Genomic DNA, 12,878 nt, shown 5'->3' with positions numbered 1-12,878 from the left:
TTGCAATTTCGGCCGGTGCCCCCCGGCAGAATTACCGATTTTATAAAAATGTGTACGCCAAATTACGGAAAACCTATAATTTTGCGCACATATTCTTAATTCAACAATCTAGCAGGTAAACATATGACTGATTACAAAGATAAGATCGATGCCTTCATGGAGGAGGTCACCAGCCGGAACGGACACGAGCCCGAATTCATACAGGCGGTGCAGGAAGTGGCCGATACGGTGATCCCCTATATCGCCGAGCAGGAAATCTACAGCGGGAAGAACATCCTGATGCGGATGGTGGAGCCCGAGCGGTTGATTTCGTTCCGGGTGGCCTGGGTGGACGACCGGGGTGAGATCCACGTCAACCGCGGGTACCGGATCCAGATGAATTCGGCCATCGGCCCCTACAAGGGCGGGCTGCGCTTCCACCCCTCGGTGAATGCCAGCATCCTGAAGTTCCTGGCCTTTGAACAGGTCTTCAAAAACAGCCTGACCACCCTCCCGATGGGCGGGGGCAAGGGCGGGTCCGATTTTGACCCCAAAGGCAAATCCCACGACGAAGTGATGCGCTTCTGCCACGCCTTTATGACGGAACTCTGCCGCCATATCGGGCCCAACACGGACGTACCGGCCGGGGACATCGGCGTGGGTGCACGGGAAATCGGGTTCCTCTTTGGCATGTACAAAAAAATACGGAATGAATTCACGGGCGTACTCACCGGGAAGGGGCTTTCCTGGGGCGGGTCCAAGATCCGGCCCGAGGCCACCGGCTACGGGACGGTGTACTTTGCCCAGAACATGCTGGAGACCCGAAATGACGGGATCAAAGGCAAGACCGTTACGGTATCCGGATCCGGGAATGTGGCCCAGTATGCAGCTGAAAAGGTTTTGCAACTCGGGGGCAAGGTGATTACCCTTTCGGATTCCGGCGGCTATATCCACGACCCGGACGGCATCGATGCCGATAAACTCGCCTGGGTGATGGACCTCAAGAACAACAAGCGCGGACGGATTTCAGAATACGTCGAGAAATACAAAGGGGCGAGCTTCCACAAGGGGAAAACCCCCTGGCATGAGAAATGCGATGTGGCCCTGCCCTGTGCCACCCAGAATGAATTGAACGGGGAGGACGCCGAGGTCCTGATCAAAAACGGCTGTGTTTGTGTGGCAGAAGGCGCGAACATGCCATCCACGCCCGAAGCCATCCATGCCTTCCACGATGCGCGCATCCTCTTTGCCCCGGGGAAGGCATCCAATGCAGGAGGAGTGGCCACCTCCGGCCTGGAGATGAGCCAGAATTCCCTCAGGATCAGCTGGACGCGGGAAGAGGTGGACCAGCGCCTGAAAGGGATCATGTCCGACATCCACGACTCCTGTATCGAATACGGCAAGGAGGAGGACGGGTACTGCAACTATGTGAAAGGGGCCAATATTGCAGGCTTTGTAAAGGTTGCAGACGCCATGCTCGCACAGGGGGTCATCTGACCCGGATCCGGCTCAAAAATCCCAACGCCCCCCGGCAATGTGTCCGGGGGGCGTTTTGCATGTGTGACGGGCGCAGTATCTTTGCCGCTATAAAGCGATTCATGCCCACCGCGACCAAAGCCATTGTCCTGAATTCCCTGAAATACGGGGATACCAGCCTGATTGTCCGGATGTACACGGAACAGGCAGGCCGTCAGGCCTATCTGCTGAAAGGTGTGCTGGGCCGCCGGAAGGGTGGGTTGCGCGCCGGGTTTTTCCAACCCCTTACGCAACTGGAGGTGGTGGCCGGAAACTCCCGCAGCGGCAAATTGGGCTACCTGAAGGAGGCACTGATCGGCTACCCGTATGCAAGTATCCACAGCGATGTTCGCAAAGGGGCGATTGCCCTGTTCCTCTCGGAGGTATTGTCGGAGAGCATCCGGGAAGAAGAGCCCAATTCCGAACTATACAGCTACCTGGAGCACACCCTGCAGTGGTTGGACCAGCATGGGCAGGTCGCCAACTTCCACCTGCGTTTCCTGTTGGGCCTTACGCGTTACCTCGGGTTCTATCCCGACCAGACGGACCCCGGGGCCCCATACTTTGACCTGGCCGAAGGGGCGTTTTGCCGGAAGCCGGGGCTGAATCCGGTATTGTCGGGCCCGAACCTGGAATCTTTCCGGAAAATTTTGGGCATAAATTTTGATGCAATTCACGAAGTTGAATTGACGCAGGGACGGCGGCGTGAACTATTGAAATCGCTGCTCCTGTACTACGAGATTCACCTGCAAGGATTTAAGCAACCACGGTCGTTAACTGTATTTGATGAAGTTTTTTCCTAACCAGCTATTGCCCGTTTTATTATTCCTGATCTGGGCACCCCTTTCGCTGGGCGCCCAGCAAATCGGCATCTACGACCGGGAAACCGGGGAGCCCCTTGCCGATGTGGCGGTCTTCAACGCCGACCGGACCACCACCGGGGTGTCGGATGCTGCCGGGCAGGTCAGCATCGCAGGATTTGACCGCCGGGAACGTATCTTTTTCAAGCATATCGGCTACCAGCCCCTGAACCTGGTGCGGAGCACCATCCTCGCCCAGGGCGGCAGGGTGTTCCTGGAATTGCAGGCCGAGCAATTACAGGAGGTGGTGATGTCCGTCTCCAAATGGGAGCAGCAAAAAAGGGAGGTCCCCCAGAAGATTGAGACCATCGGGGCCTCCGATGTGGCCTTCGGCAACCCGCAGACCTCGGCCGACCTGCTGCAGCAGTCCGGCAAGGTGTTTGTCCAGAAAAGCCAGTACGGCGGGGGCAGCCCGATGATCCGGGGATTTGCGACCAACCGGGTCCTGCTGGCCGTCGACGGGGTCCGGATGAACAATGCGATCTTCCGGGGCGGTAACCTGCAGAACGTATTGTCCATCGACCCGTTTGTGGTCCGGAAGACCGAGGTCCTTTTCGGGCCGGGCTCTGTTATCTACGGCAGCGATGCCATCGGGGGGGTGATGAACTTCTACACGCGGGATGCCCATACCTCCCAGGGGGATTCCCTCCTGGTGATGGGCAATGTGGCTTACCGGACGGCTACCGCATCCGGGGAGCAAACCCTCCACGGAGATGTGAATCTGGGCTTTGATCAATGGGGGTCCCTGACCAGCATCACCTATAACCGCTTCGGGGACCTGCGGATGGGGAGCCACGGTCCGGATTCCTACCTGCGGCCCAACTACGTGGTCACAGAGAATGGTACGGACCGACTGGTGGAAAACGACAACCCGCGCAGGCAGGTACCCAGTGGCTACGACCAGGTCAGCCTGATGCAGAAATTCAAATACCGGCCAGACAGGCAACTGGAATTCAACATGGGGCTCCATTACAGCGAGACCTCGGATTATTCGCGCTACGACCGGCTCATCCGCCCGTCCCGGGACGGGGACGGCCTCCGTTCGGCCGAGTGGTATTACGGGCCCCAGAAGTGGTTCATGGGGAACCTCCGTATGGCACATACCGGTGGCAGCCGCTTCTACCAGGGCCTGAAGGTAAGTGCGGCCTACCAGTTTTTCGAAGAGAGCCGCAACGACCGGGGCTTCGGGGACGACATCCTGTTCAGGACCCGCGAAAGGGTCGGGGCCTACTCCCTCAACCTGGATTTTGAAACAAAGAAGATGGGGGACCTGCGCCTCTATTACGGGGCGGAATACATCGGGAACACCATTCAATCTGACGGTTCGGAGGAAGATATCCGGACCGGGGACGTAATCGGCGGGCCCTCCCGTTATCCCGACGGTTCGAGCTGGCAATCGGCAGCGGCCTATGCAAGCGCGTCCTACCGCATCAAGCCCAACCTGACCATGCTGGCGGGTTTGCGCTACAGCCACGTTTGGATCGCCGCGGAATTTGAAACGGACTATTACAATTTACCCTTTGACCAGGCCAACCTGGATAATGGCGCCCTTTCGGGAAGCCTGGGCCTGAGCTGGTTCCCCGGTCGGAATACCCAGGTCACCCTCAATGGTTCCACCGGTTTCCGCGCCCCGAATATCGACGATATCGGCAAGATATTCGATTCGGAGCCCGGATCGGTGGTGGTCCCCAATCCGGACCTGGAACCCGAATACGCCTACAATGCCGAAATCGGCCTCCGGCAGAACATCCGGGACCGGCTGGTGCTCAAAGGAGCGGCTTACTATACCTACCTGGTCGACGCCCTGGTGCGCCGGGATTTTACTTTCAACGGCCAGCAGACCATCGAGTACAACGGGGAAACCAGCAATGTGCAGGCGATCCAGAATGCGGCCCGCGCCTTTGTATACGGGCTGGAGCTCGGCTTCGACGCCACTCTGTCCGAACACTGGAGTTTAGCCGGGAATTATACGATCACCCAGGGGACCGAAGAGGAGGAAGACGGCAGCGAATCCCCCGCCCGGCACGCCGCCCCTGATTTTGCCGACCTGCAACTGACCTATTCCAGCTATCCCTTCAGGGCAGCACTGTTCCTGAACTACAACGGGGAGGTTCCTTTCGAGGACCTGGCCTTTTCGGAGCGGAGCAAGACCTTCATCTATGCGGCCGATGCGCAGGGCAACCCGTTCAGCCCTTCCTGGTATACCCTGAATTTCAGGTCGTCCTATACCTTCCTGGGGGATTACCGGCTGACCCTGGCCGTTGAAAATATCACCGACCAGCGGTACCGGACTTATTCCTCCGGGATTGCAGCTCCGGGACTCAACGTGGTCGCCGGCCTCAATGTGCGTTTTTAACCGATAAAGATTGGGATTCCGGGGTATTCCGGGGGCAAATTCCGGCGCGAAGGTACCGATGTCATCCCCAAACCGGGATTTTCAACCCGCCTCAGCGCCGTGCTTATGGCTAAATTCACTAATTTTGCGCACTTTAACAGCACGAAGCAGCTTTCAGTATATGATGAAGTTCACCGAGCACAAACAACTGGACCTGCCGGAGGTTGCCGATGAAATCCTCCGGTTCTGGAAAGCGGAGCACATCTTTGAAAAGAGCGTGACCACCAGGGCAGACGGCCCCCCCTTTGTATTTTACGAGGGGCCGCCTTCGGCCAATGGCATGCCCGGGATCCACCATGTAATGGCCCGTACCATCAAGGATATCTTCCCCCGGTACAAAACCATGAAGGGTTTCCAGGTAAAGCGCAAAGCGGGCTGGGATACCCATGGCCTGCCCGTGGAACTCGGGGTGGAGAAGGAACTGGGCATCACCAAGGAGGACATCGGCACCAAAATTTCGGTGGAGGACTACAACGAGGCCTGTAAAAAGGCGGTCATGCGCTATACGGATGTCTGGAACGACATGACGGAAAAGCTGGGCTACTGGGTGGATATGGAGGACCCCTATGTCACCTACAAATCCAAGTACATGGAGACCGTCTGGTGGCTGCTGAAACAGATTTATGACAAAGGCCTGATATACAAAGGCTATACCATACAACCCTATTCCCCCAAGGCGGGGACCGGCCTCAGTTCCCACGAGCTCAACCAGCCGGGGACCTACCAGGACGTCACAGACACCACTGTGACGGCCCAGTTCCGGGCCATCCCGGAAACCCTGCCCGCCTTCCTGAAAACCGGGGACAGCCCCGTATACCTGCTGGCCTGGACCACTACCCCATGGACGCTGCCTTCCAATACCGCCCTCACCGTGGGACCGGCCATCGATTACGTGCTGGTGGAAACCTATAACCAATATACCTTTGAGCCGGCAAGTGTGATTTTGGCCAAAGGGCTGGTCCAAAAGCAATTCGGGCCGAAGTTTGCCGAAGTGGCCGAAGGCGATCCCCTGCCGGGTTACGACGGGTCGGCCAAGAAAGTCCCCTACCGGATCGTACGGTCCTTCAAAGGATCCGACCTGCTGGGCATCCGCTACGAGCAACTCCTCGACTACGCCCTGCCCTACCAGCACCCGGAACATGCGTTCCGCGTCATTGCAGGCGATTTCGTGACCACGGAAGACGGTACGGGGATTGTCCATACGGCACCCACCTTTGGTGCGGACGACATGCAGGTGGCCCAGGCCGCCGAGCCGCCGGTCCCGCCCATGCTCGTACTGGATGAAAACGGCAACCCCGTCCCGCTTGTGGACCTGCAGGGCCGCTTCCGCCCGGAGATGAAGGAACTGGGGGGCAAATACGTCAAGAACGAATACTACGCGGAAGGGGAGGCACCCGAGCGATCCGTGGACGTGGAAATTGCCATCCGCCTGAAAGAGGAGAACAAGGCCTTCAAGGTCGAAAAGTACAGCCACAGTTACCCGAACTGCTGGCGGACGGACAAGCCCATCCTGTATTATCCACTGGATTCCTGGTTTATCCGGGTAACCGAGGTCCGCGACCGGATGTTCGAACTCAACCAGGAGATCAACTGGAAGCCCAGGGCCACCGGCGAGGGCCGGTTTGGCAACTGGCTGGCATCGGCCAATGACTGGAACCTTTCCCGTTCCCGCTACTGGGGCATCCCCCTGCCGATCTGGCGGACCGAGGACGGGCGCGAGGAGCGGATCATCGGTTCGGCAGCCGAGCTGAAGGCTGCCATGGCCGAAGCCGTGGAGGCTGGGGTGATGGAAGCAGACCTTTTCCCGGATTTCGTCCCCGGGGATATGTCGGAGGCCAACTACGAAAACATTGACCTGCACAAGAACAACGTCGACCAGGTGGTCCTGGTGTCCTCCACCGGGCAGCCCATGCGGCGCGAAGCAGACCTGATCGACGTATGGTTCGACAGCGGCTCCATGCCCTATGCCCAGTGGCACTATCCCTTTGAGAACGCCGACCTGATTGATTCGGGGGAGTGTTTCCCGGCCGACTTCATCGCCGAGGGGGTGGACCAGACCCGCGGCTGGTTTTATACCCTCCATGCCATAGGGACCCTGGTATTCGATTCCATCGCCTACCGGAACGTGGTTTCCAACGGCCTGGTGCTGGACAAGGAGGGCAAGAAGATGTCCAAACGGCTCGGCAATGCCATTGACCCGTTCGAGACGATGGCGGACCACGGGCCGGATGCCACGCGCTGGTACATGATTTCCAACGCCAACCCCTGGGACAACCTGAAGTTCGACATGGACGGCGTGCTGGAGGTCAAGCGCAAGTTCTTCGGTACCCTGTACAACACCTATTCGTTTTTTGCCCTGTATGCGAACATCGACCGGTTTACCTATGAGGAAGCGGAAATCCCCTATGCGGAACGCCCGGAGATAGACCGCTGGATCCTTTCGGAACTCAATACGCTCATCCTGAAAACGGACGAGGCTTACGGGCAATACGAACCTACCCGGGCGGCCCGGGCAATCTCGGATTTTGTCCAGGAAAACCTCAGTAACTGGTATGTCCGGCTGTGCCGGCGCCGGTTCTGGAAAGGGGAGTATGGCCCGGACAAAGTGTCCGCCTACCAGACCCTTTACACCTGCCTGGATACTGTAGCCGCCCTCGCCGCGCCCATCGCGCCTTTTTACAGCGACCGGCTCTACCGCGACCTGACCGGGGGCACCTCCCGGGAAGCGGCGGAAAGCGTGCACCTGGCCCGTTTCCCCAAGGCAGACATGGCGCTGATCGACAAGGCCCTTGAAGGACGGATGGAAAAGGCGCAAACCATCTCTTCCCTGGTGCTTTCCATCCGGCAGAAAGAGAAAATAAAGGTGCGCCAACCCCTTCAGAAGGTGATGATCCCGGTACTGGATGCCGCCCAGCGGGCCGAAATCGAAGCGGTCTCCGACCTGATCCGGTCCGAGGTGAACGTGAAGGAAATCGAACTGCTGGACGATGCCTCCGACATCCTCGTCAAACGCATCAAACCCAACTTCAAAACCCTGGGCCCCCGTTTTGGCAAGGACATGAAAGCCATAGCCGGCGCGGTTTCCCGCCTCGGGCAGGAAGACATCCAGAAAATTGAACAGGAAGGCGAAATTGTCCTTGACCTGGAAAATAAAAACATTATATTACAGTTAGAAGATGTTGAGATCAGTTCCCAGGATATCGAAGGCTGGCTGGTCGCATCGGCGGGCCCGATCACGGTAGCCCTCGATATTACGATCGACGAGACCCTCCGCAAGGAAGGCATCGCCAGGGAACTTGTAAACCGGATCCAGAACCTGAGGAAAGAATCGGGACTGGAGGTTACAGACAGGATCGACATCAAATTTTTGAAAGACGAAACGGTTGAGAATGCGGTAAAAAGCAACCTGCAGTACATCAAATCCGAAACCCTTACTGCCGACCTGCAGTTTGAGGAAAACCTGGAGGAGGGTACGGCAATTGCCTTTGATGAGATCAATACCAAGTTGCACATCCAAAAACACTGAAAGCAATGGCACAACAAGAAGATATCAAGGTACGGTATTCGGATAAGGACCTGGAAGAGTTCCGGGAACTGATTGAACAGAAGATCGAGAAGGCCAAGAGCCATCTGGAGCTGCTGAAGAGTTCCTATATGAACGACGGCAACAACGGCACGGATGACACCTCCCCGACCTTCAAGGCATTTGAAGAGGGATCCGAAACGATGAGCAAGGAGGCAAATACGCAACTCGCCATCCGGCAGGAAAAGTTTATACGGGACCTGAAAAACGCACTGCTGCGGATTGAAAACAAGACCTACGGCATCTGCAGGGTCACGGGCAAACTGATCAACAAGGAACGATTAAAACTGGTTCCCCATGCAACGCTCAGCATTGAAGCGAAGAACATGCAGAAATAAGTCAAAACGTCCTTCGGGGCGTTTTTTTATCGTCCTGTTCCCGGCGGTTTTTCTTATCGTCCTGGGGCAGGGCAGTACTGCTTTTGCCCAGAAACGCGTGAGCCGGACACTTCTGGATCCGGAGGTCCGTTCCATTGCCATAGACGGCAGCCAGTGTTTTGCCATCAGCCTGGAAACAGCCCCGACCGATGAGGTTACAGTGGAGGCGAGCATGGAAGGGGAGTACCGCAGCGAGGTTCTCGTGCAGACTGAGACCCTGGGCGGGACCCTGCTGATCAGCACCGGCCTTTCCCCCGCTTTCGACCTCCCCAACGACAAACTGGGGGCCCACAAGGTGCTCTCGGTCCGGCTGCGGATCGTGTTGCCCGAGGACCAGCGCGTAACCCTCAGCGCAGGCCGCTGCCAGGTTGAAACCTCTGGCCACTATGAGGAACTGCAGGTCCGGATCAACGAAGGGGGGTGCCGGCTGGACCACCGGGCCGCCACGACCCGGGTGCGGACTTTTTCGGCCCCGATCACGGCCCGGATAGCCGAAGGGGAAGTCCTGGCCGAATCCCGCCACGGCCGCGTGCAAATCGATCCTATTCCCGCCGGAAATTCCCGCTTTATGCTCAGCAGTAACAGCGGGGACATTCAGGTACACGCCCGGCTTTGAACCTTCGCTCCATAAAACCTTCCGGATTGCCATATAATCCCTATTTTTGCCCCTATTAATCTGGCAGGATGCACCTGAAAAAATCCCTCTTCCTGGTAGCGGCGGTACTTATCGTCGATCAGATCAGCAAGATATACGTAAAAACAAATTTCCAGCTCGAGGAGTCGGTCGAGGTCTTCTCCTGGTTTAAAATCTATTTCATCGAGAACGAGGGCGCTGCCTGGGGCACCAAGCTCAGCGACCTCTTCCCGGTAACCGAACGCAAGGCCAAATTGTTCCTGACCCTGTTCCGGCTCCTGGCCATCGGGGGGATCGGTTACTGGTTGTGGGAAATCCTGAAGAAACAGGCCAACCGGACCCTGGTCCTTGCGGTCAGCCTCATTTTTGCGGGTGCCGTGGGGAATATCATCGATTCCGTATTTTATGGGTTACTCTTTGACCACAGCTACGGTCAGGTGGCTACCTTCTGGGCCGAAGACAACTACGATAGTCTGTTCTATGGCAAGGTGGTTGATATGCTGTATTTCCCGATGATAGACAGCCAGTGGCCCGAATGGGTGCCCTGGGTGGGCGGGAATTCCTTCCGCTTCTTCGCCCCCGTGTTCAATGTGGCCGATACGGCCATCAGTACCGGGGTTGGCATCCTCCTGGTTTTCAATAAAAAGGCATTTGCGGACAGGACTGCCAAGGCTGCCGCCAAAGGGGAGCAACAGGACATGGCTACTTCCCCGGAAGAGGATCAGAATTCATAGGTCCGCCCCGGGGTAACGGCATAGTGCATCCGGAGGTCCCCCCCGTGCAGGTCGGTAATGTGCCCGGCCGGGCCGAAGAAGGATAGGCCCACCGTAATGACATCCTCCCGGCAAGCTGCCAGGAACCGGTCGTAATATCCCCCCCCGTATCCCACGCGGAAACCATCCTCATCGAACGCAAGCAAGGGCAGGAAAACCACGTCCAGGGTTTGAGCGGCCACCTCTTCCCCGTCGACGGGTTCAGGAATCCCCCATTTGTTATTTTCAAACCGGGTGTCGGGGGTTATCAGGAAATGCTTCAGTTGTCCGGGGCCAGATACCCTGGGTACGACAATATCCTTACCCCTTGAGCGGAGTTCCCGCCGGATTGGGGAGGTATCAATTTCTTTCTTGGAAGGGATAGGCAGGAAAATATGAAAACGCTGCAATTCCCATATGGGTAACTTGAGGGATCGCTCAGCAATCTGCCTGCTGGCTTTTTGGTACGTAGATTCGGAAAGGTTTTGCCGGAGTTGCAAAAAGTTCAATCGAAGCTCGTTTTTCAACATACATCGCCGACTAAACGCCTGGGGTGGGGGAGCATTTAATTCAACTAATCTTTTGCGGAAACCGCAACATAGATTTTGAAAAAGAGCATCAATATGAGGTACATTCCCAGGGTAACGAGGTAATTGTCCATATTATTAATGCGTGATCTTTACGTTAGAAAAATAAATAAAAATTCGACACCGTTACCATCAACGGTAAATTTTTATCGATGAAATGCATGTTTTTAGTAATATTTTAACTTTTATGTGTGTTAAAAGACACTTTTAGCCATCAGGCAGGCACCCGGCGGGGTAAACACGCCTGTCCCTGACATTTCCCGAAAATATCCCCCGGGGCTGCAAAGGCCTTTCACCGGACCGGGGTTAAGACCCGAGGACGGGAACGGGGTAAGATCCGAGGACGGGAACGGGGTGCCGGTTAGAATCCGGGGAAATGTATCTTTGCAGGGAAAGCCCTGATATGAGCCAGCCCCCTCTGGAAATCCAGCTGAAGACCCTTCCCGATAGTCCGGGGGTCTATCAGTTCTTCGATGCCGAAGAGCGGATGTTGTATGTGGGCAAGGCCAAGAACCTCAAGAAAAGGGTGGGCTCCTATTTCACCAAATCCCACGACAGCGGTAAAACCCGGGTGCTGGTCAAAAAAATCCGTTCGATCCGGCACATCGTCGTACCTACCGAATCGGATGCCCTCCTGCTGGAAAACAACCTGATCAAGGAGCACCAGCCCCGCTATAACGTGCTGCTCCGGGACGATAAGTCCTATCCCTGGCTCTGTATCAAAAACGAGCGGTTCCCCAGGATCTTCCCTACGCGGAAACGGATCCCGGACGGATCCGAATACTTTGGCCCCTACACTTCCATGAAGACCGTCCGCGCCTTGCTGGAGCTCATCAAAAGCGTCTATCCGCTGCGTACCTGCAACTACGACCTTTCGGAGGAGAAGATTGCGGGCGGGAAGTACAAGGTCTGCCTGGAATACCACCTGGGAAACTGCCTCGGGCCCTGCGAAGGATTGCAGGATGAACCCTCGTACAGCCGGCAGGTGGCGGATATCCGGGAGATCATCAAGGGGAACTTCGGGTCTTCCCTCCAATATTTCAGGCATCGGATGAAACAACTGGCGGCGGATTTGCGCTATGAGGAGGCCCAGCAAATCAAGGAGAAGGTGCAAATCCTGGAAAACTACCAGTCCAAGTCTACGGTGGTCCACCCCAAGATTACGGATGTGGACGTGTTTTCCATTGTCTCGGACCCGACCCATGCCTATGTGAACTACATGCAGATTGCCCATGGCCTGGTGGTCCGGTCGCACACCATCGAGATCAAAAAGAAGCTGGATGAGGACGACGCAGACCTGCTTGCCCTGGCAATCGTCAACCTCCGGGAACGGTTTGATTCGGATTCCGGGGAGATCTACCTGCCCTTTGAAGTGCCGGTAGCCGGTCCGGTCCGGGTAACGGTGCCCAGCCGGGGCGATAAACGGAAAATCGTGGAATTGTCCCTCCGCAATGCCCGGTTCTTCCGGCAGGAGCGGTTCCGGCAAATCCGCATCACGGATCCGGACCGGCATGTCCGGCGGCTGATGGAACAGATGAAGGGGGACCTGCGCCTGCCGGCGGAGCCCAGGCATATCGAGTGCTTCGACAATTCGAACATCCAGGGGAGCAACCCGGTAGCTGCCTGCGTGGTTTTCCGGGATGGCAAGCCGTCCAAAAAGGAGTACCGCCACTTCAATATCCGCACCGTGGAGGGTCCCGACGACTTCGCCTCCATGACGGAAGTGGTCCACAGGCGCTACCGCAGGATGCTGGACGAAGGGGAACCCCTACCCCAGCTCATCGTGATCGACGGGGGGAAGGGGCAGCTTTCCGCCGCCCTGAAAAGCCTGGATGCCCTGGGCCTCAGGGGGAAGATCGCCATCATTGGCATCGCCAAGCGGCTCGAGGAGATCTACTTCCCCCAGGATCCCATCCCCCTCTACCTCGACAAGAAATCCGAAACCCTTCGCGTAATCCAGCAGTTGCGCAACGAAGCGCACCGGTTCGGGATCACCTTCCACCGCCAGAAGCGCAGCAAGGCGGCCATTAGTTCGGCCCTGGAGCAGATAGACGGAGTGGGGGAAAAAACCGCGCGCCAACTCCTTCGGAAATTCAAATCGGTCAAACGGATCCGGGCTGCATCTCTGGAGGAACTCGGTGCGGAGGTGGGCCCTGCAAAAGCCCGCAAAATTTATGATAGTTTGCGTGAATGAAG

9 protein-coding genes are annotated in these 12,878 nt (G+C 56.9%); 8 read left to right on the top strand and 1 reads right to left on the bottom strand.

Annotation, left to right across the window (positions count from 1 at the left end):
• Nucleotides 1-123 precede the first annotated feature (123 nt).
• The 7 genes from gdhA to H7F20_RS01585 all read left to right on the top strand — a co-directional run bounded on the left by gdhA (nucleotide 124) and on the right by H7F20_RS01585 (nucleotide 10,077).
• Nucleotides 124-1,476, top strand: coding sequence for an NADP-specific glutamate dehydrogenase (gene gdhA / locus H7F20_RS01615; protein WP_185784403.1), 1,353 nt, complete (start codon nucleotides 124-126; stop codon nucleotides 1,474-1,476).
• 101 nt (nucleotides 1,477-1,577) lie between these two features.
• On the top strand, nucleotides 1,578-2,297 hold the full coding sequence (gene recO, locus H7F20_RS01610; protein WP_185784402.1) for a DNA repair protein RecO: 720 nt from the start codon (nucleotides 1,578-1,580) through the stop codon (nucleotides 2,295-2,297).
• Nucleotides 2,281-4,710, top strand: a complete 2,430-nt coding sequence (locus H7F20_RS01605) for a TonB-dependent receptor (protein ID WP_185784401.1) — start codon at nucleotides 2,281-2,283, stop codon at nucleotides 4,708-4,710. Before recO ends, H7F20_RS01605 begins: the two co-directional genes overlap by 17 nt.
• 163 nt (nucleotides 4,711-4,873) lie before the next feature.
• Complete coding sequence (gene ileS / locus H7F20_RS01600; protein ID WP_185785787.1) at nucleotides 4,874-8,275, top strand: isoleucine--tRNA ligase; 3,402 nt, start codon at nucleotides 4,874-4,876, stop codon at nucleotides 8,273-8,275.
• 5 nt (nucleotides 8,276-8,280) lie between these two features.
• Nucleotides 8,281-8,670: a TraR/DksA C4-type zinc finger protein gene (locus tag H7F20_RS01595; protein ID WP_185784400.1), complete on the top strand. Its 390-nt coding sequence runs from the start codon at nucleotides 8,281-8,283 to the stop codon at nucleotides 8,668-8,670.
• Complete coding sequence (locus H7F20_RS01590; RefSeq protein ID WP_185784399.1) at nucleotides 8,645-9,325, top strand: hypothetical protein; 681 nt, start codon at nucleotides 8,645-8,647, stop codon at nucleotides 9,323-9,325. The genes H7F20_RS01595 and H7F20_RS01590 overlap by 26 nt, the downstream gene beginning before the upstream one ends.
• Nucleotides 9,326-9,393: 68 nt before the next feature.
• The gene (locus tag H7F20_RS01585; RefSeq protein ID WP_185784398.1) at nucleotides 9,394-10,077 is read left to right on the top strand and encodes a lipoprotein signal peptidase; all 684 of its coding nucleotides are present in this window, start codon (nucleotides 9,394-9,396) and stop codon (nucleotides 10,075-10,077) included.
• On the opposite strand, the gene H7F20_RS01580 is transcribed toward H7F20_RS01585, so the two are convergent.
• The gene (locus H7F20_RS01580) at nucleotides 10,065-10,625 is read right to left on the bottom strand and encodes a 5-formyltetrahydrofolate cyclo-ligase (RefSeq protein WP_185784397.1); all 561 of its coding nucleotides are present in this window, start codon (nucleotides 10,623-10,625) and stop codon (nucleotides 10,065-10,067) included. The two genes, H7F20_RS01585 and H7F20_RS01580, sit on opposite strands and share 13 nt — an antisense overlap.
• A 460-nt stretch (nucleotides 10,626-11,085) precedes the next feature.
• On the opposite strand from H7F20_RS01580, the gene uvrC reads away from it, so the two are divergent.
• Nucleotides 11,086-12,876 (top strand): excinuclease ABC subunit UvrC, encoded by a 1,791-nt coding sequence (gene uvrC, locus H7F20_RS01575; RefSeq protein ID WP_185784396.1) that lies wholly within the window; start codon nucleotides 11,086-11,088, stop codon nucleotides 12,874-12,876.
• The last annotated feature ends 2 nt before the right edge of the window (nucleotides 12,877-12,878 follow it).

It is taken from the genome of Robiginitalea sp. SC105 (genome assembly GCF_014243345.1).
Lineage (GTDB): Bacteria > Bacteroidota > Bacteroidia > Flavobacteriales > Flavobacteriaceae > Robiginitalea.
Note: the sequence above shows the minus strand (reverse complement) of the source record. Positions and strands in the feature narration are given on the sequence as shown.

Excerpts from the sequence above, each read along its gene's own strand:
- ileS (WP_185785787.1), top strand. The coding sequence starts at position 4,874 with ATGAAGTTCACCGAGCACAAACAACTGGACCTGCCGGAGGTTGCCGAT.
- H7F20_RS01595 (WP_185784400.1), top strand. The coding sequence starts at position 8,281 with ATGGCACAACAAGAAGATATCAAGGTACGGTATTCGGATAAGGACCTG.
- uvrC (WP_185784396.1), top strand. The coding sequence starts at position 11,086 with ATGAGCCAGCCCCCTCTGGAAATCCAGCTGAAGACCCTTCCCGATAGT.
- H7F20_RS01580 (WP_185784397.1), bottom strand. The coding sequence starts at position 10,625 with ATGTTGAAAAACGAGCTTCGATTGAACTTTTTGCAACTCCGGCAAAAC.
- gdhA (WP_185784403.1), top strand. The coding sequence starts at position 124 with ATGACTGATTACAAAGATAAGATCGATGCCTTCATGGAGGAGGTCACC.
- recO (WP_185784402.1), top strand. The coding sequence starts at position 1,578 with ATGCCCACCGCGACCAAAGCCATTGTCCTGAATTCCCTGAAATACGGG.
- H7F20_RS01605 (WP_185784401.1), top strand. The coding sequence starts at position 2,281 with ATGAAGTTTTTTCCTAACCAGCTATTGCCCGTTTTATTATTCCTGATC.
- H7F20_RS01585 (WP_185784398.1), top strand. The coding sequence starts at position 9,394 with ATGCACCTGAAAAAATCCCTCTTCCTGGTAGCGGCGGTACTTATCGTC.